Source organism: Streptomyces sp. NPDC002156, from assembly GCF_053593675.1.
The window spans coordinates 121,375-142,986 of sequence record NZ_JBSFDA010000006.1; the positions used below are offsets into that span (position 1 = coordinate 121,375).

The following is a 21,612-nucleotide window of genomic DNA, read 5'->3' on the forward strand; positions in this document are numbered from 1 at the left end:
GATAGTCGTTGTCGTCGGCCCGGGGCTCACCAGTCAGCCGACCGCGGCCGTCCCCAGCTGTTCGCGGTATGCCCGGGCCGTGGCCATCAGTTTGTCGAGTGCGTCCCTGGTCCGTACGAGGTCGGTGATGTGTGTGGAGAGGCGGTCGCGCTCCTGCGCCATCCGCTCCAGTGCGGAGTCGGAGTTCGCCTCGTCGGGCGTGTCGACGCAGGGCAGCAGCTCGGCGATGGTGCGGCTGGACAGGCCCGCGGTGTACAGCCGCTGGATGAGGGCGACCCGCTCGACCTCGATGTCCGTGTAGTGCCGCTGTCCGCTGGGACTGCGGGTGCTGGTGAGCAGCCCCTGCTCCTCGTAGTAGCGCACGGACCGGACGCTGACTCCGGCCCGTGACGCGAGTTCCCCGATCCGCACGATGCCCTCCCGGCCATGTCGCATGTCACAGGAGCTTGCCTCTGACGTCAGTGTGAGGTTTTAGCGTAGCTGATGTGCCCGACATCCGGGCGCTGCGGACCGTGAAGGAGTCCTGATATGACGACCCTTTTCACCAGCTACCGGCTCGGCGGCCTCACGCTGCCCAACCGGGTGGTCATGGCCCCGATGGCCCGGGTCCGGGCCACGGCCAGTGGCCTGGCGACGCCGTCGATGGCGACCTACTACGCCCAGCGGGCCACAGCCGGGCTGATTGTGACCGAGGGGACGCAACCGAGCGTGATCGGGCAGTCCAACCCGGGTACACCGGGACTGCACACCGACGAGCAGGCCGAGTCATGGCGCCCCGTGACTGCCGCTGTCCACGCCAACGGAGGTCGGATCTTCGCCCAGATCATGCACGGCGGCCGGGTCTCACATTTCGACACCATCGGCATGCAACCGGTCGGGCCCTCGGCGGTCCCCGCTGTGGGCGACGTGTTCACCCCGACCGGGCTCCAGCCCGCTCCGATGCCGCGCGCGCTGGACACCGCCGAAGTGCCTGAGCACGCGCGGTCGTACGCCGAAGCCGCCCGCCGTGCCGTCGACGCGGGCTTCGACGGCGTGGAACTCCACGGCGCCAACGGTTACCTGATCTCGCAGTTCCTCTCGTCCAACGCCAACCTGCGCACGGACCGCTACGGGGGCTCGATCGCCAACCGGATCAGGTTCGCCGTCGAGGCTGTCGCCGCCACCGTCGAGGCCGTCGGCGGGGACAGGACCGGCATCCGTTTCTCGCCGGGCGGGTCGATCTGGGGAGTCGAGGAGACCCAGGTCCGCGAGCTCTACACCGCGCTGCTGACCGAACTGGCCCCCCTCGGGCTGGCATACGTGCACCTCGAAGGCAGCACCGACGAAGAGGTGCTCGTCGCCCTGCGGCGGGCGTGGCCGGGCACCCTCATCATGAACCCCGGGCGTCCGATGGGACCGAAGCAGACCAGCCGGGACGACGCCGACCACTGGCTCGGTCTGGGCGCCGATCTCATCAGTTTCGGCCGCGCCTTCCTCGCCAACCCTGACCTGGTCGAGCGGCTGCGGGTCGGACTTCCGATCGCCCCCGTCGACGAGGCCACGTACTACCAGGGCGGTGACGCGGGCTACCTGACCTACTCGGCCCACCAGTACTCGGCTTGACTCCGAGCTGCGGCGAACGAGCCGAGCCGGCGCGGGTGGTGGTGCTCAGCTTCGCTCGCGAGCACCTTCCGTCGGCCTGTACGCACGAGCGTGGAGCACGTCGGGCAGCATCGTCACCAGGACGCCAGAGGCGCCACCCGCAACAAGCACACTCGCGAGGGCGAGGCTGACCCGCGCGAGGGGGGGGGAGGGATCCAGTCCGCCCCGTCCGCCAGGGCGGATCGGCCGCCGTAAACCTACGACCTTGCGCCGACGGTGGCTCCGCCGTCGACGGGGATCACCGTACCCGTCATGTATCTGGACGTGTCCGCGGCGAGAAAGAGCGCTGCCTTTGCGATGTCGAGGGGATCCGCCAGCCGGCCCAGCGGGACCATGGCGGAGATGGCTGCGAGCGAAGACTCGATGGTTCCTTCCTGGAAGGCCGCTCTCAACCCCGCGGTGTCGGTGCCTCCGGGACAGATTGCGTTGGCCCGGATTCCTTCGGGGGCGAGCGTCAACGCGACCGACTTCATGAACTGGATGACCGCTCCCTTGGACGCGGCGTAGACGGGCAGGCCGGGCACGCCCACGATCCCTGCGGTCGAGGCGGTGAAGATGATCGACGCCGCCTGCGATCGCCGTAGGCTCGGCAGCAGTTGCTGTGTCATCACCATCGGTACCCAGGTGTTGAGCGTCATGCAGGCGCGCCAGCTCTCCGCGTCGAAGTCGAGGCCGGGCGGCCCCGTGATGCCGGCGTGGTTGAACAGCACGTCCAGGACCTCATGACCGGCCTGCACGGAGTCGAGGAACGCGTCCAGTGCCTGCTGGTCGCCCAGGTCGACTGCGTGCGCTTCTCCCGAACCTCCTTGCCGGCCGATCTCGGCGACCGTCTCCTCGCAGCGCGCGGCGTCGATGTCGGCCACGATGACATGGGCGCCGTGGGCTGCGAACAACAGAGCCGCAGCGCGGCCGATACCCGAGGCACCGGCGGTGATGAGCGCCGTCCTGCCCTTGAGCGAAAGAAGCTCGTCCGACTTGCTCATGGCGGGGTCGGCCCGCTCACTTCAGTGCCAGCGGAGTGACGGGGGAGCCGACCGCGCCGGTCACCTTGAGGCCCGGAGCGCACAGCAGGAACTCCCAGACGCCGTCCTGCTCGCAGTCGGCTGCCAGATCCTCCAGGTTGAACATCTCGCCCAGGGTCAGACCCATGTCACGGATCACCACCTGGTGGAACGGGATGGTCGCGTTCGGCACGGTGCTCGGCCACACCTCTCCGGACCAGTTGTCGACCGCGAGGGCCGCGATCTCCCGCTCGTACAGCCAACGGCAGCTGTCGAGGCCGGGGCCGGAGGCGTTGCCGAGGAAGTGCTCACGGTCGCCCTCCAGGAACCACTGGTACCACCCGGTCCGCAGGAGCAGGATGTCGCCCGATCCGACCCGCACGCCTTGGCGTTCCTCGGCGGCCGAGAGGTCCGCGGCGGTGACTTCGTAGGAGTCCGGCAGACGGTCGACGCCCTTGAGGCCCGCGATGTCCAGCAGTACCCCGCGCGAGACGAGACGGTCTATGACCTTGGGGAAGTCGATCTTGGCCGCGCCGGTGAAGTTGTTGACCACGGCCGCCGGCACACCGTTGTAGAAGGTGCCGCCGTAGCCCACGTGCGCGAGACCGTCCCACTGGGTCGCCGACTGCAGACCGGTGATGACCATGTCGTCCGCGGATATGAGCCCGTCGGGGGACTGCTGGGTGTCGGACGGCAGGAGGGTCATGACATGGATCGGATTCACCCGGAACCCACCCGCGGGGAACGGCCCGTTCTTGTCGAACGGCATCCCGAGGTCGAACGTCTTGCCGGTCCTGACCAGTTGGGCGGCCTGCACCCGCTTCTCGGGCGTGACGAAGTTGAGGGTGCCGATTTCGTCGTCGTCGCCCCAGCGTCCCCAGTTGCTGAGGGTCTTTCCGAGTTCGTGGTGCGGCCAGCTGGTGGTGATGGTCGTATCGCTCATAACGGCTCTCTTTCCAAACGGCGTTGTTCGGTCCGACCCGGCCTCGGCGACCGGGCAGCAGTGGTGGTCAATGGACGCGCGGGTCTCCCGGCGTCAGCGCCGTGACGAAACGCCACGGCACGCCGAGGCTGCTGGCGGGGCTGGTGACGACGGCGTCGTCGGTGCGGGTGGCGATGCCCACGCCCTGAGCCCTCAGGTGGCGTTCCGCGCGGTCCAGATCGACGACCTTGAACGCGATCGCGTGGTACGTGTCCTGCGGGGCGCTCGCTGCCCAGTCGAGGTGTGCCGCGGTGCCCTCGTCGGGGGTGGCGAGTTCGTAGACGGCGTCGGCGAGGTGGACGTAGATGCTCGTGGCCCCGATGACGTCGTCCCGTCCCTCGTGGATCACGGTGCCGCCGAGCACCTCGACGAAGAGACGCAGTGCCCGTTCGGGCCGGTCGGTGAGCACGGTGTGGTGGGAGCAGCACTCGATCCCGAGCGGGTCGTCCTCGGAGACCGCGGGCAGGACCCAGTCGGGCTCGACCCGCGGATCGAGTGGGAACGGAATGGGTGGCACGAACTCGTACCGCAGCCCGGCATCCTCGGCGACCGTGAAGAACAACGGCATCGGACCAGCGGTAGGAGGGTCGTCGCCTTCGGCGACCTCGTCGAGCTGGCTGACGATCCGGAAGCCACGGCTTCTCAACTCGCGGTAGAGATCGGCGACCCCGTCCACGTACCAGCCGAAGCCCTTCAGATGCGGCTGCTCCACCGAGGGGTAGCGCTGCACGTCACCCAGGATGTACCGCTGGGGATCGATGGTGTCGAAGAGGACGTCGCTGATCGGCGTGAAGGTGGAGTAGTCGTTCCGCCTTCCGGACCCTGCCGGGGCTTCGCCCAGCACCGTGGCGATGGACGTGCTCGTGCGCCCGAAAACGCGCTCGAACCAGCGTTCGGCGTCACCAAGATCGAGGACATGGTGGCTGGGGTGGTACATCATCGTCACTCGATGGTCGTGCTTCGTGTCGCCGCTCTCCGTCGAGGCGGCGCCGTCTTCGGCCGTCACGTTCTCCTCCTTCTCCTCGATGTGGCCATGGCCGCATCGAGGGTTGACCCTGCACGGTGGAGTCGGGATCCCCGGCCCCTGTTCAGCTCGTCCTACGGCACCAGCGGCCAGGCCGACCCGCCGAATTCGGCGCCCTCCAGTGCTGTGAGCGCAGCCGGCGACACCGGAGCCCCGAGAAACGCGGTCAGGCCGTCGATCAGATCCACGACGTGTACGGCGAACGGCAGTACATCCCCACCGCCGGCCCGCACCAGCTCACGCTCGGCCCCGGCGTGCACGCCGAACGTCATCGACTGGGCGATCCGGTGGGTCCGCAGGGGTTCGGGAACATGCGTCATGTAGAGACCCATCCGCTCCCGGAACTGCTGCGCGCTCTCCAGGTGCTCCTCGTCCATCCCGTCGGCGACGCCCTCCTGGCCGGGGCGCCGCAGCATCTCCGGGAAACTCAGGTGGCCGTGTCGCTGCAGCATCGCGACGAAACCCAGATATCTGCCCGCCCCGTGCTCGCCCAGTTCAAGGACGGGCAGTACGTAGCACTCGACCCACGACCTGAGGTCGGCCGGGCGCCGCAGCGCGACCAGCGTCCTGCGCCGCTGGTGCAGGTAGGGCAGGCGGTACTCGAAGATCGCCTGGACCAGCCGAGCCTTCGACCCGAAGTGGTACTGCACGGCGGAGTTGTTGCCATTGCCCGCCTCCACGCCGATCTGCCGCAACGACACTCCGTCCACACCGCGCTCGGCGAACAGACGCTCCGCGGTGCGAATGATCTGTTCCCGGATCGATGACGGTGGAGTGACCACACAAGCCCCTTGGGAAATCACACAACCCGTGAGCGAGAACGATATTCTCACCTGTCGACAGCGAAGCACTCCGCTCCAGTGAAGTCAACTGTCTTAAATCTAAGAAGGCCGAGTTACCGAGCTCGCTGCGGCGTCGACCTGGCGTCGATCGGCATGTTTGAGTCCTCGATGCCATAAATGAGAATGACCTTCTCTATTTTGAGAACATCACTGGTATCGTCGAGCCATGAAGTTTGCCCTGCGCTTCGACTTCCGCAATCCGGTGATGTCGGGCACGACCATGGCTGACCGCTATGCGGCGGCCCTCGACATGGCCGAATGGGCCGACCGGCTCGGGTGCGTGAGGATCACCGTCTCCGAGCATCACGGCTCACCGGACGGGTATCTCCCCAGCCCGATCCCGATGCTCGCGGCGATGGCGGCCCGCACGAGCGATGTCCGCTTTCTCATAGCCGCGCTGATCGCTCCGTTCCACGACCCGCTGCGCCTGGCCGAGGACATGATCGTGCTCGACAACCTGAGCCGGGGACGGGTCGACCTGATTGCCGCCGGCGGCTACGTGGACGAGGAGTTCGCCATGTTCGACGTCCCGATGGGCGAGCGGGCGAGGCGCGTGACCGAGGCGGTGAGCACCCTCAAAGCGGCGTTCGCCGGGAAGCCGTTCGCCTACCGGGGCCGCACGGTGCACCTGACGCCCGCGCCGTTCCGCCCGGGTGGGCCGAGCGTCCTGCTGGGTGGCAGCAGCGAGCCGGCCGCACGGCGGGCCGCCCGTATCGCGGACGGGTTCGTCCCCTCGGTACCCGAGGTGTGGGAGTTCTACCGGGACGAGGTCCAGCGGCTGGGCCGGCCCGACCCCGGCCCCAGTCCCATCGGCGAGAACCGCGTCGTGGCGCTCGCCGAGGACCCCGAGAAGGGGTGGGAGCAGATGGCGCCGTTCTTCCTGCACGAGACGAACGCCTACGGTGCCTGGCAGGCCCGGAGCAATGCGGCCGCGCCGTTCCGCACCGTCGTTGACAGCGCAGAGTTGCGGGCCACCGGCCAGTACCGGGTGCTGACGCCCGATCGGTTCGTGGCGGAGCAGAAGGCGTCGACGTTCCCGTTCGTCCAGTTCCATCCGCTGTGCGGGGGGATGCCGATGGAGTTGGCCTGGTCGAGCCTGCGCCTCTTTGAGCGCGAGGTGCTGCCCGCCTTCGCCTAGCCTGCGGGAGCGCGCTTCCGTGCGCTTCCACGTCATGCCGGGTGTTTCTCACAACGCCCGGACGCGGCAAGGGAGTTGCTCGGGGTCGAGACCGGCGCCCCGCACTATTGCGGTGTGCGTCCGCGGGCAGGTCTCGGCCGGCTGGAGGTGCGACGGCCGTTACGAGCGTGCCGCCAACGTGCTGCGCCGGTAGCGGCCGGGCGCGATGCCGTGTTCTCGGGAGAAGGCCCGGGAGAAGGCGAACTCGGAGCTGTAGCCGACGGCTTGGGCGATCTCGCCGACCGGGTCGGCGGTGTCGCGCAGCAGGCGGGCGGCCAGGTCGATGCGTACGCGGGACAGGTAGGCCAGCGGGGTGAGGCCGACCACGGCCTTGAACTGGCGGGCGAAGGCCGGACGGGACATCGCGACGGTGTGGGCCAGGCTCGCCACCGTCCAGTCGCGTTGCGGCTCCTCGTGCATCAGTGACAGGGCGGTGCCGATGCGCGGGTCGCGCAGGGCCGTCAGCCATGACGGCCCCGTCTCGTCGGCGCTGCCGGCCCGTTCGAGCCAGGCGCGGACCGTCAGCACGAACAGCACCTCGGTCAGGCGTGTCGCCACCGCTCGCGATCCGGGCTGCCCGTTCCGCGTCTCGGCGGCCAGGATCCGTATGACGCCCTGCAGTTGCGGGTCCGCGCTCATACCGGGCACGTGGATGATCTCGGGCAGCGCTGACAGGACCGGATGGCCGTCGGTGCTGCCGGCGTAGTGGAACTGCCCGCACACCACCCGGACGACCGGACCGTTGCCGCCGAGGTTGAGCACGCCGCTGCGGTCCGGCGGGTGGGCGGCCTTCAGCTCCGCGTAGGGCAGGGCGTCCTCGTCGGGCGCCCCGATGAGCGTGTGCGGTGTACCGCGCGGCAGCAGCACCACGTCCCCGGACACCAGCTGCATCGGTGGTGCATCGGCGATCTGCAGCCAGCAGGCACCCTCGGCGATCAGGTGGAAGCCCGCGGTGTCGAGCTGTTCCAGGGCGCAGCCCCAGCCGGAGCCGAGAGAACGCAGCTGCCCGAGCAGCACGCCCTTGAGGCCGGTGGCGGCCAGTACGTCAGCGAGCACATCCATGCCCGCACCCTAGCCGCGGAATAACCCTGAGGATCCGAAGGTGAGACTCTGAGGCAAATTTCTGATCCTTTCTGTCATGGATGCTCTTGTGATCGCTACATAGGGTCGAGGGAGAACGACGACTTCAGAACGGCGCGCGGTCGCCGTCCGACCAGGAGAAAGCCATGAAGCTCGGCATCGCCATGTTCCCCGCGGACTTCGCCGTCCGCCCCGACGAACTGGCCGTGGCGGTCGAGGAGCGCGGGTTCGAGTCGTTGTTCCTTACCGAGCACACCCATCTGCCCGCCACCGAGCGCACCCGCGCCGAGGTGGGCGAGCTGCCCGCGCACTTCTCTCACATGTACGACCTTTTCGTGGCCCTCACCTACGCCGCAGCCGCCACCCGCAACCTGCTCGTCGGCTCCGGTATCGCCCTTGTGCCCCAGCGCGATCCGATCGTCACCGCCAAGGCGCTGGCCAGTCTGGACGCCCTGTCGGGCGGACGGGTGCTGTTCGGGGTGGGCGCCGGCTGGATCAGCGAGGAGATCGCCAACCACGGCACCGACCCTGCACGCCGCTGGAGCGTGACGGCCGAGCGGGTGAAGGCGATGCGCGAGATCTGGGAGAAGGACATCGCCGAGTTCCACGGCGAGCACGTGCGGTTCGGACCGCTGTGGTCCTGGCCCAAGCCGCACCGGCCGTCCGGCCCGCCGGTACTGGTGGGCGGCTCCGGCCCCCGCGCGACCGCCCGGGTGCTCGACTTCGGCGACGAATGGATGCCGCACGCCGGACTGCCCGTGGCCGAGCTGGCCGACCGCATCACCAAGCTGCGCAAGGCGGCATTCGAGGCCGGACGGACCGCCGAAGTGCCGGTGACCGTCTTCGGCGCCCCAGCCGAGGCCACGCACCTGGCCCAGCTGCGGGAGATCGGCGTGAACCGCGCGGTGCTGTACGCGCCTCCGGCGGACGCCGACACCGTACGCCGCTTCCTGGACGGGATCGCACCGCTGGTCGCCACCTTCCAGGACTGACCGCACAGCCGACCGGAATCCCGCCCGGCTCAGCCGTCGGGTTCTTGAACGTCAGCACCATCAAAAACGGAGAAGCACCATGAGCAAGATCTGGTTCGGAGCGGAGACCGCGGCATGCGATCGGCGGTCGACGGGCTCGGCGTCGTACGGGTGAAGAGCCGTGCGTTGCGTCCGACTGCCGCGTCCGACCGTTCAGGACCGGGCGCGGGCGGCTTCGATGAACGCGGTGATCAGCGCGGGGTCCTTGACTCCCCGGCTCTGCTCGATGCCGCTGGACACGTCGACGCCCCAGGGCCGAGTGGCGTCGATGGCGTTCCGCACGTTGCCCGGGGTGAGGCCACCGGCGAGAAGCCACTTCTCCCCGGGGCCGACCAGAGGCTTCCTGGTCCAGTCCCAGGTGACGCCGGAGCCCGCGACGGGGGCGTCAAGAAGGAGGATCTCCTCGCCCATCTCTCCATAGCGCGGCACGGGGTCGCCGAACGCCGTGGCGCGGATCAGTGTCCATCCGCCTGAAGCCAGACCGTCGTAAAAGCCGCGGTCCTCCGGACCGTGTAGTTGGACGGCGCGGATTCCCGCGTCGCCGGCCAGGGACCGTACGTCCTGGAGCGTCTCGTTTCGGAAGACGCCGACGGTCAGGACGTTCTCCGGTACGCGACCGCACAACTTGGCCGCCGTTGCCGCGTCGATGCGGCGCGGACTGTCCGAGAGGACGAACCCGATGGCATCGGCACCCGCGGCGACGGCCGTGTCGACGTCCCTCTCGGTTTTCAGGCCACAGATCTTGACGAACAGGGAGTTGCTCAAAATGGTGCTCCAATGCGGCGTCCGTCGGTCAGTTCGGGGTGATGGTTCCGGCGACCACGTCGACGGCGAGCCGGCGATGTGCGGCGAAGAGCCTGAGAGCCGCGTCGGTGTCGCGGGCGCGCAGGACGGCGACGAGCTCGCGGTGCTCCTCCGGGATGCGCGCGAGGTAGCCCTCGGTGCTGTGGGTGATCCGGGTCAGCAGGAACAGGTGGACCTGGCAGCGGATGGCCTCCCACGCGTCCTGCAGCCGCAGATGTCCGGCGGCGGCGAAGACGGCGTCGTGGAAGGCGATGTCCAGGCGCACCATTTCGTGCTCGTCCGTGGTGCGCTCCATGAGGCCCGCCGCCTTTTCGACGGCGGCCAGGTCCTCGTCGGACGCGTGGGCGATCACCTGCCGCACGGCAAGCTCTTCCAGCGCACCGCGCAGGCTGTCCAGCTCCGCGATGTCCTCGGCGGACAGCGCCGTCACCGTGGTGCCGCGGTGCCACGCACAGTGCACCAGGCCCTCACGCTCCAGCAGCCGCAACGCCTCGCGCACCGGACCGCGGCTGACATCCAGCGCGCCCGACAACTCCACCTCACGCAGCTGCGCACCGGGGGCATAGGCCCCGCTGAAGATCGCCTCCCGGATACGGTCCGCGACCTCGTCGGCCAGACCCCTGCGCCGTGCGGGGGCCACCCCGCCCTGGCTTCTCATGATTTCTACCTCCTCGATGTTCTAATGTTAACATTCAGTCGTTGTCCCAATGTCAACATTGGGACAAGTACTCCAGGGCCCAGAAGACCCGAGGTCAGAAGGTCCGAGTCCAAGAGAGGTGGTCCCTCATGAAGGTGTTCCAGATCGGTGCGGCCGGCGGTATCGGGAGCAGGCTCACCCGCCTGCTCACCGACCGCGGTGACGCGGTCACCGGTATGCACCGCAACCCCGCCCAGGCCGACACCGTGCGCGCCACCGGCGCGGGTCCGCTCCTCGGGGACCTCATCGAGGACTCCGTCGAGGAGCTGGCGCAGAAGTTCGTCGGTCACGATGCCGTGGTGTTCTCGGCCGGCGCCCACGGCACCGGCCGGGAGCAGACGACCCTGATCGACGGCAAGGGCTTGGAGAAGGCCGCTGACGCGGCCGTCCGTGCCGGGGTCCCGCAGTTCGTGCTCGTCTCCGTCTTCCCGGACGCCCTGCGCGGCGGCGAGGCCGGCGAGGGCTTCGAGCACTACATGCGGGTCAAGAAGACCGCCGACGTGTACCTCACCCGCACCAGCCTCGACTGGGTCATCGTCCGCCCCGGCACGCTCCTCGACCAGCCCGGCACCGGCCGCGTCACCGCGGGCCAGGCCATCGAGTACGGCGACGTGCACCGCGACGACGTCGCGGCGTTCATCGACGCCGCCCTCCACGAGCCCGACCTGAACCACGTCATCGTCGAGCTCACCGGCGGCGAGACCCCCGTCGCCGACGCGGTCGCCGAGCTCGTGACCTCGACGACCGGCCGACGCGCTCCCTGAACCCCGGGTGTCCGCACGGCCCCCGGTATCCCCACCCGATCACCCGGATCAAGAACCAAGAATCAAGAGGAGAAAGACCATGACAACCCAGTCCTTCAGTTTCGACATCGGTGCGGAGCAGGTCTTCGGCTACTCCCAGGCGGTCAAGGTCGGCGACACGATCTACGTCGCAGGCCAGCTCTCGTACGACGAGGACGGCACCTTCCTCCACGCCGGTGACTTCGAGGCCCAGGCCAAGCAGTCCTTCGCCAACCTCGACAAGGTCCTGGCCAACTTCGGCGCCACCCGCAGGCAGATCGTGCAGGACACGATCTTCGTCGTGAACCTGAGCCAGTACGTCGACGCCCTCGCCGCCGCCCACGTGGGGTACTTCGGCGACCACCGTCCCGCCACCACCGGCCTGAGCGTCGGCGGACTGGTCTTCCCCGGCCAGCTCTTCGAGATCAACGTCGTCGTCGACCTGCGTGCCGACGCCTGACATCAGGCGAGGAGAGTCAGGAGGAGCCGGACACATGCGTGTTGTCATCGCCGGAGGGCACGGCAGGATCGCCCTCATCCTGGAAAGACTCCTGTCCACGCGGGGGGATTCCGTCGCCGGCCTGATCCGTAACCCGGACCAGGCCAGGAGCCTGGCGGTGGCAGGCGCGGAAGCCCTGGTCGTGGACTTGGAGAGCGCCTCGGCCGAGGACGTCGCGAAGCACCTGGACGGCGCGGACGCCGTGGTGTTCGCGGCGGGAGCCGGAGCAGGCAGCGCAGCCGCGCGCAAGGAGAGCGTCGACCGCGATGCAGCGATCCTGCTGGCGGACGCCGCCGAGGCCGCTGGAGTACGGCGCTACCTGCTGATCTCCGCGATGGGCGCCGACCTGCGGGCACGGGACGACGCCCCCGACGCGGTCTTCCGCGCCTACCTGCGCGCCAAGGCCGCCGCCGAGGAAGCGGTGCGCGCCCGAACCGCGCTGGCCGTGACGGTCGTACGACCCGGGCTGCTCATGGATGCCGAGGCCACCGGCCGGGTGACGCTCGCCGATGTCACCGACGCCGGCGGCATCACCCGCGAGGACGTGGCCGCCGTACTGCTCGCCCTGCTCGACGCACCCGGCAGCGAGGGCCGGACGCTCGAGGTCATCGCGGGAGGCACGCTGATCGCGGACGCCGTACGGGCTCTCGCCCCGCGCTGAACGAGCCGCCCGCCGCGCTCACTTGCCCACTCGCGGCGGGCGGTGCCCACAGCGACACGGCCGACACACCTCGGTACACCCGGCGGCCGAACGCAGAACCTTGCACACCCCCCACAACACCCGAAAGGCAGGCCACCGTCCGTGGCCGAGCAAGCCCCCCACCCTGAGGAGAACCACCCGTGAGCGCCTTGTTCACCCCGCTGACCCTGCGGTCGCTCGAGATACCCAACCGGGTCTGGATGTCCCCGATGTGCATGTACTCCGCCGCCTCCGACGGGCCGGACACCGGTGCACCGACCGACTTCCACCTCACCCACCTCGCCTCGCGGGCGGCCGGTGGTGCCGGGCTGGTGATGGCCGAGGCCACCGGTGTCCGTCCCGATGGGCGTATCAGCCCGTGGGACCTCGGTCTGTGGAACGACCGCCAGCAGGAGGCGTTCGCCCGGGTCACCGCGGCCGTCAAGGCCCATGGTTCGGTCCCGGCCGTCCAGCTCGCCCACGCAGGCCGCAAGGCGTCGGTCGACAAGCCCTGGCTCAGCGACCGGTACCTGCCCGAGGCGGAGGGCGGCTACCGGGCCGTGGCGCCCAGCGCTGTCGCCTTCGACGGGCTGCCCGTTCCGCACGAGCTGACCGTCGACGAGATCCAGCAGCTGGTACGGGACTTCGCCGCCTCGGCCGAGCGCGCGCTGGCTGCCGGTTTCCAGGTCGCGGAAGTGCACGGCGCCCACGGCTACCTGATCAACTCCTTCCTGTCCCCGGCCTCCAACCACCGCACCGACGCCTACGGCGGCAGCTTCGACAACCGCATCCGCTTCGCCCTCGAAGTCGTCGACGCCGTGCGCGCCGTGTGGCCCGACGAACTGCCGGTCTTCTTCCGCACCTCGGCCACCGACTGGCTGACCGAGAACGCCGAGGACGACCGTGAGGGCTGGACCGGCGACGACACCGTCCGCCTCGCCAAGGAGCTCCAGGCGCACGGCGTGGACCTGCTCGACGTGTCCTCCGGCGGCATGGTCCCGGACGCCCGCATCCTCACCGGGCCCGGCTACCAGGTCCCCTTCGCAGCCCAGGCCCGCACCGCGACCGGCCTTGCCACCGGCGCCGTGGGCATGATCACCGACCCGCGCCACGCCGAGGAGATCGTCGTCGGCGGACAGGCCGACGCCGTCCTGCTCGCCCGCGAACTGCTCCGCGATCCCTACTGGCCGCAGCACGCCGCGCTCGAACTCGGCGCCGAGACCCGCTGGCCGGACCAGTACGCCTACGTCGTACGACGCCGCACCAAGCGCTGACCTTCGCCCCCGGACCACCTGAAAGGACACCCTTCATGAACCACCTCGAAGGCAAGGTCGTCGTCATCACCGGCGCCTCCTCCGGCATCGGCGCCGCCTCCGCCAAGGCTCTCGCGGCGCGTGGCGCCAAAATCGTCGCCGCCGCCCGCGACCAGGACGGGCTCGACAAGCTGGTCGCGGACATCCACAAGGCCGGCGGCACCGTCACGGCCAGGGTCACCGACGTGACGGACGCCGACGCGGTCCAGGCGCTGGCCGACTTCGCGGTCGACACCTACGGCGGCATCGACGTCCTGGTCAACAACGCGGGCCTGATGCTGTTCTCGTTCTGGAAGGACCGTGCGCTCGACGACTGGAACCGGATGATCGAGGTCAACATCCGGGGCTACCTCAACGCCATCCACGCGGTCCTGCCCGTGATGCTCCGGCAGAACTCCGGCCACATCCTGAACATGGACTCCGTGGCCGGCCACCAGGTCGGGGACGGCGCCGGTGTCTACTGCGCCACGAAGTTCTTCGTCCAGGCCGTCACCGAGAGCATGCGCAGGGAACTCGGCGTCCGCGAAGGCATCAAGGCCAGCACCATCAGCCCCGGCGTCATCGACACCGGCTGGGCCGACAAGGTCACCGACCCCGTGGGCAGGCAGGCCGCCAAAGAACTCAACGAGATCGCCATCAGCCCCGAGAGCGTCGCCGACGCCGTCGTCTACGCCCTCGACCAGCCGGCCGACGTCACCGTCAACGACCTGATCATCTCCCCCACCCGCCAGAACTGGTAACCGAACCCCCCAATAACAGGAGCAACACCATGACCACCATCGACTCCTTCAGCCACAACGTCTCCGGCGAGGACGAGTTCGGCTTCGCCCAGGCCATCAGGTCCGGCGACACCATCTACGTCTCCGGCCAGCTCTCCCACGACGAGAAGGGCGAATTCCTCCACCCGGACGACTTCGACGCCCAGCTGAAGCAGGTGTACGCCAACTTCGAGAAGGTCCTGGCCCACTACGGCGCCACCCGCAACCAGGTCATCTCCGAGACCCAGTTCGTGGTGAACCTGCCCGAACACAACATGGCCATGGCCGCCGCCAACCTCGCCTACTTCGGCGCCCACCGCCCGACCAGCAGCACGGTGGGCGTCGCTTCGCTGTTCTTCCCGGGCCAGCTCATCGAGATCAGCTTCGTCCTCGACACGCGCCTGCCCGCCTGAGGACACCGCCAGCCGGCGACGGCACCCCCAGGGTGCTGTCGCCCACCCGAACAGTTCCCAGGAGTAGTCATGGCTGAGGCCTATTGGAGTTCCGTGTTCACCAGCTCCGCAGATGAACTGTGGTCTGTCATACGGCAGTTCAACGGTCTGCCCACCTGGCACCCGGCCATCCGGTCCAGCGAACTCGTGGAAGGCGAGGGCGAGTTCGCGCCGGGCGCGGTGCGTGTCCTCACCGGCGCCGACGGCAGTACGTTCCGGGAGCGGCTCGTGGCTCTCGACGACGCGCGCCACTCTCTGACGTACGAGATCATCGACTCGCCCCTGCCGGTGCGCGGCTACCGCTCGACCCTGCAGGTCTGGCCCGTCGCCGACAGCGGTGGAGCCTTCCTCACCTGGTCCGCGACCTTCGACGCCGCCGACGGGCACACCCCCGACGAGGCCGTCGCCGCCATCACCGAAGGGGCCTACGCCCCCGCGATCGCAGCCCTGCACAAGACCGTGCACTGACCGGGACCTCCTGGCTCCCCACCCCATCAGCACCATTCGCTCGTGCCGACCAGATCCACGAAGCCTTCCAACACGTCCTCAACGCGACGTCCGCTGAAAGTTCCTCCCACATGGAGCCGTTGTGTGTTGTCACTTCGTTGCCCGATCGGGTGTATCCCCCGCGCGATCGTTGTCGGTCGCCCTGGTGAACCCGCAGGGGCGCAGGCCGATCCACCTCACCGGGGTGTGCGCCCGGCTGGTCCGTGAACCGCACGAGATCCGCCCGAGTGACGACGTCGTGCTGTTCTACGGGGACTGCATGGGGCAGAGTGTGCGCCGTTTCTCGGCCGAGACCGAAGGCGGACTGCCGCCCGCAGTGGTCCTCGCGCCCAGACTCGACTGGGACGATGTGTCCCTGGCGCTGCACCACGGGGCTGTCGGTTATCTGCTGGAGAACCAGTATGTGTTCCTGCTCGCCGAGGCACTGTTGTGCGCGTCCCGGGGGGCCAGCATCCTGGACCCGGTGGTCGCCGCCGAACAGGTCAGAGTCGCGTGCAGGGCGCGTGGGGACGCGGAGACAGATCGTGCGGAGCCGAAGGTGCCGCACGGCAGACCCGGGGCGGTGTCACCGGACCGGCTTCCTCGACTGTCCCCGCGTGAGCGGCAGGTCATGGATCTGCTCGTTGCGGGACTCGGGGTCCGTGAGGTCGCCCAGGAGATGTTCCTCACGGACAAGACGGTCAGGAACTATCTGAGCCGCATCTACTCGAAGCTCGGCGTGCGCCGCCAGTCGGAGGCAGTCCTGCACTGGGTCGGACAGCCGGCAGCCACAGGGCCTCGCGGTCGCTGAGTTGTTCAGCTGCAGAAGCGGAAAGCGTGCTCGGCCTTGGCAACTCCGCGTGCGACAGTCGTGCAGTTCAGGTTGTTCTCGCGGACGTCGTCATCTGCCTGGAACCAGTACTCAGGTTCCAGGTGACGTCCGCGTGGATGACCGTCCCTGTATCGGTGGTTTTCGAGCTGGTGTTGAGCTTCGCGCAGGCGCTGGCTCCCGAGGCTGGGATTTCGAGCTTCACACTGCCAGTTCCCGAGGGGATATTGGCGTTGATGATCTGCACTTTCCACGCGCTGTTGACTGAAGCAGTACCGGTACTTATACCGAAACCGATGCCGGACTTGAGTGAAGGGCGACGGCGAGGGGTGCGAGTGGGCATGCCGAACCCCCTTGATCCAAGTGTCTGCAGCGCGGTGCGGCAAGGAATAGAGTCATTTGCCTCTATCCGCGGTGCGGCAAAGGTGATCTCGAGATACCGGTGACGATTGGCGCGGACTGTAATTGAGGCGGTGACCTGGTCGGATAGCCTCGTGGACTGACCTGAATACGACGGCTGCAGTATTTCGGCAACGAGATGGTCAATTTGCAGTATTCACACCAACCGACCTTGACTCTTGTCGCAAGCCTCCGACAGGCTCACTTCGTGAGACTGTTCAATAATTCGGCAGCCTGGAACTCCGCAGAGGAATGAACTCGTGGTTCCGAGGTGGTACTGGCGGCGGAAGACGGAATGCCCGCCGTGAGGATCTCGCAGGAATTCCTCCGGCCGGGATCGGTGTCGGCGAGCCTCGGTCCTGGAATGAGATCCGCCGCGTCCCGGGCCGGTTGCGCCTGAGCAGGATCGCCGCCAGTCGCGGTGAAGGAAGTCACAGCAGTGCAGATCGCGGAGCAGGTACCCCTCCTGGCGCCCGATGCACATCGAACAGGAGCACAGCATGGAATCACCGACACCTGTCGGCGTGGCGAGCGGGCGCGAGCCGGGTTCGCACGAGGCGGACAGGCGGAAGGAGGAGATCGCCAAGAAGGTCTTCATCTTCCTCATCCCGTTCCTCATGGTCACGATGATGTACGCGACGTACATGGGCACCATGCACTCGCCGCAGACCCGGGACATGCCCGTCGCCGTCGTCGGATCCGGGGCCGTGGCCCAGTCCGTCGTCGACGAACTGGAGTCCGTTCGGGACGGGGCCGCCGCGCCCCGGCTGGTCTCCGACCGCGCGAAGGCGCTCGACCTGCTCAAGGACCGTGACGTGGCCGGCGTCCTGCTGATCCCCGCGGACGGCTCCACCGAGGCGACCGTCTACACGGCCCAGGCGGCCGGCGCCTCACAGGCGGGAACGGTGAAACAACTCCTCACCCCGGTGGCGGCGGGGCACGACTGGACGACCAGGACCGAGGACATCGCGCCACTGCCGTCCGGCGACAGCTCCGGCACCGCGATGCTGTTCGCCACGATCGGCATGATCATGGCCGGGTACGTCCCGCTGAGCGCGATGACGGGGGCGACTCCGCAACTGCTCGCCCTGCGCAGGTTCCTGCCCCTGCTGGCGGGCTGGGCGGTGGGCACCAGCACGTTGATCTGGCTGATCCTGGGACCCATCGTGGGCGCCCTCGACGGCAACTACCTGAAGTTCGTCGGAGTCGGCCTGGTCGCGACATCCGCCGCGGCCCTCGGCCAGTTGCTGCTGGTCAAGACCCTGGGCAGACTCGCGGTGGTGCCCGGCATGCTGCTGTGGGTCGTCTTCGGGGTGCCCTCGTCGAACCTCGCCATGTCGATCCACCAGATGCCCGGCTTCTTCGGCTTCCTGCACGGTGTACTGCCGATGCCGGCCACAGGTGAGGCACTGCGGTCGATCACCTACTTCGACGGCCGGGGAGTCGGCAGTCACCTGCTGACGCTCGCCATCTGGATCGTCGTCACTCTCTCGCTCTCGGTCCTGATCGAACGCCGCAAGGGGAACGTCGTCCCGGGCGACGAGCCGTCCGAAGACCCCGACGCTCCGCTGCCCGCGATGGCCGGCGGCCCGATGCGCTCCAAGCGGTTCCGGTACTTCGCTGTGGCCGCCTTCCCGCTGGCCATCCTCACCGTCGTCGTCGGCCTGATGAGCGCTTCCCTGCACCAGCCAGAGGTCCGCGACATGCCCGTCGTGGTCGTCGGAGCCTCGCAGGAACAGGCCGACCAGGCGGCCCATGGTCTCCAGGACGGCATGGGCGACCTGCTCGCCCTGACCACCAGCACCTCCCTCGACAAGGCAAGGGACCAGATCCGCGACCGAGAGGTCGTCGGCGTGTACGTACTCCCCGCCTCGAAGGACGGCGCGGCGACTCTGTACACCTCCTCGGCCGCGGGTGCCAGCCAGCACTCCGCCCTGCAGGCGATGTTCCAACAGGTCGCGACCAGCCAGCACACCCCGCTGAAACTGACCGATGTCGAGCCGCTGACCGAATCCGACTCCAACGGCAGCAACAGCATGTACGCGGCCATGTCCTGGATCATGTCCGGCTTCCTGATCATGGCGGTGCTGCGCGGTGCCGCGCCGGAGATCAAGCGGCTGCGGAAACTCCTGCCGATGGTGACCGGCTGGGCCATCGGAATGGGCGTATGGCTGTGGTTCCTGTTCGACGTCCTGATCGGCGCGATCAACGGCCATGCCCCGGCGATGATCGGCTTCGGAGCACTGACGATCTTCAGCATCGCGATGTTCACCGGAGTCTTCACCCGCACGCTCGGCATCGCCGGCCTCATCCCCGTGATGGTGATCGCTCTGATGATCGGGATCCCCGCCTCGGGCGGCGGCATCTCGCTCTATATGGTCCCCGAGGTCTTCCGCGATCTGAACGACGTCCTGCCCCTGCCCGCCGCGGTCGACGTGATCCGCGCCACCGTCTACTTCGACAACAGCGGCATCGGCGGCCACCTGCTGACCATCGCCGCCTGGGGAGCCGTGTGCCTGCTGCTCCACCTGGGGATCGACAGGGCAATCGCCCGCCGTGACCGCAGGCGAGGCACGGACGGGACGAACGGCGGCGGTCCTGCCGGGGACGACCGCCAGACCGGGCCCACCCTCGACCGGACCGGCATCGCCTGAGGCGCCGGTGTGACCAACGCGGCTCCTGTGCCTGCGGGTTGAGACTTCGAATGCCTCCCCCAACGGCACGGGAGCCTCGTGCGTTGTCCGGGGCATGCAGCTGTGGACCCGTACCGTCCCTTCTCGATCTGCTTGCCGGCCGGCGGTGCCGGCGGACCGTCTGACACCCACCTTGTTGATCCCGAGTCGGACATCGGAGAGTTCATCCATGCCCATACCGTTAGACGCGGCGCAGCCGCCGACGCCGTACGCATCGCCAGGGAGCGACTCGATTCCCGAGTTCGGGTTCAACGCGCCGGACGCACCCGTGCCCGGGCTCGAAATGGTCGACCTGGCCACGCTGCGCCGTCGCGTTCAGGGCGGCCGGCTGCATCGCGTGCACCGCGCGGACTTCCACACGATCACCCTCGTCACGCGCGGCGGCGGTGAGCACACCGTCGACTTCGTCGACTACCCTTGTCGCCCCGGCACGTTGCTGTGGGTGCGGCCGGGCCAGGCGCAACGTTTCGGTACGACGGACGAGAATGACCCCGAAGCGAAGCTGAACGGACCGCATCTGATCTTCACGGCCGACTTCCCGCCCGACTTCAGCGCCGCCGACCGGCTGATCACCGACTGGTTCGGGCCCGTCTGCTGGCAGTTGGGGACCGGCCGGGAGTACGCCCGGGTATCCGGCCTCCTGGCTCAGCTCGCCGCCGAATACACCAGCTCACAGGGCACTGTCTCGCGTGAGATCCTCCGACTGCTGCTGGCCACGCTCATGCTGCACATCGACCGGTTGCCCCGCCCGGGGACGGACCCGCGCTCGGCCGGCGAGGTGTACGCCCGCTTCCACGCCGAGCTGGAACGTTCGTACGCCACGACCAGACGGGCCGAGGACTACGCGGCCCGCCTGGGTTACAGCGTGAAGACCCTGAGCCGGGTCTGTCTGGCCGCCACCGGGCAGCCGGTCAAGTGCGTCATCAATGCCCGGGTCGTGCTGCAGGCGCAGCGGCTGCTCGCCCACACGGACGACCCGGTCGTCCTCGTCTCACAGCAGTTGGGCTTCTCGGAACCCACCAACTTCGGCAAGTTCTTCGCCCGTTACACCGGTACGACGCCCGGGGACTTCCGCCGTGCCCACCGTGAGGAGACATGACGGGAGTGTCCCGGTCTCCTTCGGCTCACGGCCGGTCGGGGAAGGTGTCCTTGGTCGGGGAGTCGCCCTTCGGGGCGCCGAGGTAGAAGACGATCTGGTTGCGGAACTTCTCGACCTCGGTGCGGTTGCGCAGCCACTTCGCGAACGCGGTCGGGTCGGTGTTCTCGTAGTCGAAGATCGTGCCCCAGCCGTTCTTCGCCTGGACGTCGGAGCGTACGGACCACTGGGACACCATGGTGTCCTGGTACTCCTTGGAGGTCAGCCAGCTCAGGTACAGCTTGGCCGTCTCGGGGTGCTTGGCCTGCTTGAGGATCGACGCCGACTGCGCCCAGCTGAGGAAGCGGTCCGTCTTCGGCAGGGTGAACGCGACCGTGGAGTTCGCGGGCTGGTTGAGCGCGTTGGATGCGGTGAAAGTGGCCTGCTTGGTGCCTGCCACCACGGTGTTGGCGGCCGGACGGGAGCCGCGGATCCACTGCGGGTTCTGGGCGCGCAACCGGTCGAAGTACTGCCAGCCGTACGTCTTCACGAGTTGCTGGAACTGCCACAGCACCGCGTCGTCGTCGTTCGGGTACGTCAGGACGAGCTGGTCCTTGAGTTCGGGCTTGAGGTAGTCGAGGGCCTCGACCGGTGCCTCGCCCTTCGTCTGAAGGTCCTTGTTGACGACGTTGGCGAAGGCGGTCACGCCCATGCCGGTGATGTAGCCGTCGTCCTTGAACTGCGGGTAGATCCTGTTCCAGCCGATCGGCCGGTACTTGAGCAGCTCGCCCTCCTTCTTCCATCGCTCAAGGTCGTTGGAGAGCTGGATGTGGGCGATGTCGGCCTTCACCTCACCGCGGGCGATCTCGTTGTCGATACGCGGGACCAGGTCCTTGCTCAGGTCGACCTTGATGTCGATGTCCAGCCCGGGGAAGCGCTGTTCGAAGGCCTGCACGACGCGGTCCTGACCGCGGAACGTGTCGCCGCCCGCGTAGACGGTGAGCGTGCCGCCCTCGTGCTTCGCCTTCTCGTACAGTGCGGCAAGCTGGTCGCTCTCGGACGTGGCCTTCCCTGTGCCGCCGGAGGGCCGGGCGCCGGCCGTGGTGGCACCCGCGGTCACGGTCACCGTCAGCACAGCGGCCAGAGTGGTCAGCCGACGTCGATTCGACTTGCTGGTCAAGGGAGCTCCTGTCCATACGGCTGCCATGACTGCGCAGCCCTTGATCAGAAGCCTCACGCGCCCTCTTCGGCGCTGCCAGGTGTCCTCCGGACTCGTACTGGTCATTCAAGGACTCGGGCGGTGATACCGCCCGGCGTGTAGCCACTCTGACGTACGTCCGCGAACACGGCCTCGCCGAACGCGCGGCC

General features: G+C 68.4%; 23 protein-coding genes. 13 read left to right on the forward strand and 10 right to left on the reverse strand.

The window, feature by feature from the left end; translation table 11 throughout:
• Nucleotides 1–33: 33 nt before the first annotated feature.
• Nucleotides 34–411 carry a MerR family transcriptional regulator gene (locus tag ACWCRB_RS05085; protein WP_389349273.1) on the reverse strand — a complete coding sequence of 126 codons (378 nt, stop codon included), beginning with the start codon at nt 409–411 and terminating at the stop codon, nt 34–36.
• A gap of 117 nt (nt 412–528) precedes the next feature.
• On the opposite strand from ACWCRB_RS05085, the gene ACWCRB_RS05090 reads away from it, so the two are divergent.
• A complete protein-coding gene (locus ACWCRB_RS05090) occupies nt 529–1,602 on the forward strand; it encodes an alkene reductase (RefSeq protein WP_450994701.1) in 1,074 nt (357 codons plus the stop codon).
• A gap of 236 nt (nt 1,603–1,838) precedes the next feature.
• On the opposite strand, the gene ACWCRB_RS05095 is transcribed toward ACWCRB_RS05090, so the two are convergent.
• The 4 genes from ACWCRB_RS05095 to ACWCRB_RS05110 all read right to left on the reverse strand — a co-directional run bounded on the left by ACWCRB_RS05095 (nt 1,839) and on the right by ACWCRB_RS05110 (nt 5,430).
• Nucleotides 1,839–2,624, reverse strand: a complete 786-nt coding sequence (locus ACWCRB_RS05095) for an SDR family NAD(P)-dependent oxidoreductase (RefSeq protein ID WP_450994702.1) — start codon at nt 2,622–2,624, stop codon at nt 1,839–1,841.
• A gap of 16 nt (nt 2,625–2,640) precedes the next feature.
• Nucleotides 2,641–3,585 carry a cyclase family protein gene (locus ACWCRB_RS05100; protein ID WP_450994703.1) on the reverse strand — a complete coding sequence of 315 codons (945 nt, stop codon included), beginning with the start codon at nt 3,583–3,585 and terminating at the stop codon, nt 2,641–2,643.
• 67 nt (nt 3,586–3,652) lie between these two features.
• Nucleotides 3,653–4,630 carry a VOC family protein gene (locus tag ACWCRB_RS05105; protein WP_450994704.1) on the reverse strand — a complete coding sequence of 326 codons (978 nt, stop codon included), beginning with the start codon at nt 4,628–4,630 and terminating at the stop codon, nt 3,653–3,655.
• Nucleotides 4,631–4,722: 92 nt separating this feature from the next.
• On the reverse strand, nt 4,723–5,430 hold the full coding sequence (locus ACWCRB_RS05110; RefSeq protein ID WP_450994705.1) for a TetR/AcrR family transcriptional regulator: 708 nt from the start codon (nt 5,428–5,430) through the stop codon (nt 4,723–4,725).
• Nucleotides 5,431–5,656: 226 nt separating this feature from the next.
• Here ACWCRB_RS05110 and ACWCRB_RS05115 point away from each other — a divergent pair, with 226 nt between their 5' ends.
• Nucleotides 5,657–6,628 (forward strand): LLM class flavin-dependent oxidoreductase, encoded by a 972-nt coding sequence (locus ACWCRB_RS05115; RefSeq protein ID WP_450994706.1) that lies wholly within the window; start codon nt 5,657–5,659, stop codon nt 6,626–6,628.
• Nucleotides 6,629–6,787: 159 nt separating this feature from the next.
• On the opposite strand, the gene ACWCRB_RS05120 is transcribed toward ACWCRB_RS05115, so the two are convergent.
• Nucleotides 6,788–7,729, reverse strand: coding sequence for a cupin domain-containing protein (locus ACWCRB_RS05120; RefSeq protein WP_450994707.1), 942 nt, complete (start codon nt 7,727–7,729; stop codon nt 6,788–6,790).
• Nucleotides 7,730–7,893: 164 nt separating this feature from the next.
• On the opposite strand from ACWCRB_RS05120, the gene ACWCRB_RS05125 reads away from it, so the two are divergent.
• Nucleotides 7,894–8,739 (forward strand): LLM class F420-dependent oxidoreductase, encoded by an 846-nt coding sequence (locus ACWCRB_RS05125; protein WP_450994708.1) that lies wholly within the window; start codon nt 7,894–7,896, stop codon nt 8,737–8,739.
• Between the two features lie 192 nt (nt 8,740–8,931).
• Here the strand turns inward: ACWCRB_RS05125 and ACWCRB_RS05130 are convergent, their stop codons facing one another.
• Both ACWCRB_RS05130 and ACWCRB_RS05135 read right to left on the reverse strand, forming a co-directional pair.
• Nucleotides 8,932–9,543, reverse strand: coding sequence for a phosphoribosylanthranilate isomerase (locus ACWCRB_RS05130; protein WP_450994709.1), 612 nt, complete (start codon nt 9,541–9,543; stop codon nt 8,932–8,934).
• A gap of 28 nt (nt 9,544–9,571) precedes the next feature.
• On the reverse strand, nt 9,572–10,222 hold the full coding sequence (locus ACWCRB_RS05135) for a GntR family transcriptional regulator (RefSeq protein WP_450994725.1): 651 nt from the start codon (nt 10,220–10,222) through the stop codon (nt 9,572–9,574).
• Nucleotides 10,223–10,368: 146 nt separating this feature from the next.
• Between ACWCRB_RS05135 and ACWCRB_RS05140 the strand changes: the two genes are divergently transcribed.
• The 8 genes from ACWCRB_RS05140 (at nt 10,369) to ACWCRB_RS05175 (ending at nt 16,059) form a co-directional block, all read left to right on the forward strand.
• Nucleotides 10,369–11,043: an SDR family oxidoreductase gene (locus tag ACWCRB_RS05140; RefSeq protein ID WP_450994710.1), complete on the forward strand. Its 675-nt coding sequence runs from the start codon at nt 10,369–10,371 to the stop codon at nt 11,041–11,043.
• Between the two features lie 79 nt (nt 11,044–11,122).
• Nucleotides 11,123–11,521, forward strand: a complete 399-nt coding sequence (locus ACWCRB_RS05145; RefSeq protein WP_450994711.1) for a Rid family hydrolase — start codon at nt 11,123–11,125, stop codon at nt 11,519–11,521.
• 34 nt (nt 11,522–11,555) lie between these two features.
• Nucleotides 11,556–12,221, forward strand: coding sequence for an NAD(P)H-binding protein (locus ACWCRB_RS05150; protein WP_450994712.1), 666 nt, complete (start codon nt 11,556–11,558; stop codon nt 12,219–12,221).
• Nucleotides 12,222–12,400: 179 nt separating this feature from the next.
• Nucleotides 12,401–13,513 carry an NADH:flavin oxidoreductase/NADH oxidase gene (locus ACWCRB_RS05155; RefSeq protein ID WP_450994713.1) on the forward strand — a complete coding sequence of 371 codons (1,113 nt, stop codon included), beginning with the start codon at nt 12,401–12,403 and terminating at the stop codon, nt 13,511–13,513.
• 35 nt (nt 13,514–13,548) lie between these two features.
• Entirely contained in the window at nt 13,549–14,292 is a 744-nt protein-coding gene (locus tag ACWCRB_RS05160; protein WP_450994714.1) for an SDR family oxidoreductase, read from the forward strand.
• A 29-nt stretch (nt 14,293–14,321) separates the two neighbouring features.
• A complete protein-coding gene (locus ACWCRB_RS05165) occupies nt 14,322–14,723 on the forward strand; it encodes a RidA family protein (RefSeq protein ID WP_450994715.1) in 402 nt (133 codons plus the stop codon).
• Nucleotides 14,724–14,792: 69 nt separating this feature from the next.
• Nucleotides 14,793–15,230 (forward strand): SRPBCC family protein, encoded by a 438-nt coding sequence (locus ACWCRB_RS05170; protein WP_450994716.1) that lies wholly within the window; start codon nt 14,793–14,795, stop codon nt 15,228–15,230.
• Between the two features lie 184 nt (nt 15,231–15,414).
• The gene (locus tag ACWCRB_RS05175) at nt 15,415–16,059 is read left to right on the forward strand and encodes a helix-turn-helix transcriptional regulator (protein ID WP_450994717.1); all 645 of its coding nucleotides are present in this window, start codon (nt 15,415–15,417) and stop codon (nt 16,057–16,059) included.
• A gap of 67 nt (nt 16,060–16,126) precedes the next feature.
• Here the strand turns inward: ACWCRB_RS05175 and ACWCRB_RS05180 are convergent, their stop codons facing one another.
• Entirely contained in the window at nt 16,127–16,420 is a 294-nt protein-coding gene (locus ACWCRB_RS05180) for a hypothetical protein (RefSeq protein WP_450994718.1), read from the reverse strand.
• Between the two features lie 556 nt (nt 16,421–16,976).
• On the opposite strand from ACWCRB_RS05180, the gene ACWCRB_RS05185 reads away from it, so the two are divergent.
• Both ACWCRB_RS05185 and ACWCRB_RS05190 read left to right on the forward strand, forming a co-directional pair.
• On the forward strand, nt 16,977–19,130 hold the full coding sequence (locus ACWCRB_RS05185) for an ABC transporter permease (RefSeq protein ID WP_450994719.1): 2,154 nt from the start codon (nt 16,977–16,979) through the stop codon (nt 19,128–19,130).
• A gap of 208 nt (nt 19,131–19,338) precedes the next feature.
• Nucleotides 19,339–20,268 (forward strand): AraC family transcriptional regulator, encoded by a 930-nt coding sequence (locus ACWCRB_RS05190; protein ID WP_450994720.1) that lies wholly within the window; start codon nt 19,339–19,341, stop codon nt 20,266–20,268.
• Nucleotides 20,269–20,293: 25 nt separating this feature from the next.
• Here the strand turns inward: ACWCRB_RS05190 and ACWCRB_RS05195 are convergent, their stop codons facing one another.
• On the reverse strand, nt 20,294–21,424 hold the full coding sequence (locus tag ACWCRB_RS05195; RefSeq protein ID WP_450994721.1) for an ABC transporter substrate-binding protein: 1,131 nt from the start codon (nt 21,422–21,424) through the stop codon (nt 20,294–20,296).
• Nucleotides 21,425–21,612 lie beyond the last annotated feature (188 nt).

Coding starts and splice junctions, on each gene's coding strand:
- ACWCRB_RS05090 (WP_450994701.1), top strand. CDS start 529: ATGACGACCCTTTTCACCAGCTACCGGCTCGGCGGCCTCACGCTGCCC.
- ACWCRB_RS05095 (WP_450994702.1), bottom strand. CDS start 2,624: ATGAGCAAGTCGGACGAGCTTCTTTCGCTCAAGGGCAGGACGGCGCTC.
- ACWCRB_RS05100 (WP_450994703.1), bottom strand. CDS start 3,585: ATGAGCGATACGACCATCACCACCAGCTGGCCGCACCACGAACTCGGA.
- ACWCRB_RS05115 (WP_450994706.1), top strand. CDS start 5,657: ATGAAGTTTGCCCTGCGCTTCGACTTCCGCAATCCGGTGATGTCGGGC.
- ACWCRB_RS05120 (WP_450994707.1), bottom strand. CDS start 7,729: ATGGATGTGCTCGCTGACGTACTGGCCGCCACCGGCCTCAAGGGCGTG.
- ACWCRB_RS05125 (WP_450994708.1), top strand. CDS start 7,894: ATGAAGCTCGGCATCGCCATGTTCCCCGCGGACTTCGCCGTCCGCCCC.
- ACWCRB_RS05140 (WP_450994710.1), top strand. CDS start 10,369: ATGAAGGTGTTCCAGATCGGTGCGGCCGGCGGTATCGGGAGCAGGCTC.
- ACWCRB_RS05145 (WP_450994711.1), top strand. CDS start 11,123: ATGACAACCCAGTCCTTCAGTTTCGACATCGGTGCGGAGCAGGTCTTC.
- ACWCRB_RS05150 (WP_450994712.1), top strand. CDS start 11,556: ATGCGTGTTGTCATCGCCGGAGGGCACGGCAGGATCGCCCTCATCCTG.
- ACWCRB_RS05160 (WP_450994714.1), top strand. CDS start 13,549: ATGAACCACCTCGAAGGCAAGGTCGTCGTCATCACCGGCGCCTCCTCC.
- ACWCRB_RS05165 (WP_450994715.1), top strand. CDS start 14,322: ATGACCACCATCGACTCCTTCAGCCACAACGTCTCCGGCGAGGACGAG.
- ACWCRB_RS05170 (WP_450994716.1), top strand. CDS start 14,793: ATGGCTGAGGCCTATTGGAGTTCCGTGTTCACCAGCTCCGCAGATGAA.
- ACWCRB_RS05180 (WP_450994718.1), bottom strand. CDS start 16,420: ATGCCCACTCGCACCCCTCGCCGTCGCCCTTCACTCAAGTCCGGCATC.
- ACWCRB_RS05185 (WP_450994719.1), top strand. CDS start 16,977: ATGGAATCACCGACACCTGTCGGCGTGGCGAGCGGGCGCGAGCCGGGT.
- ACWCRB_RS05190 (WP_450994720.1), top strand. CDS start 19,339: ATGCCCATACCGTTAGACGCGGCGCAGCCGCCGACGCCGTACGCATCG.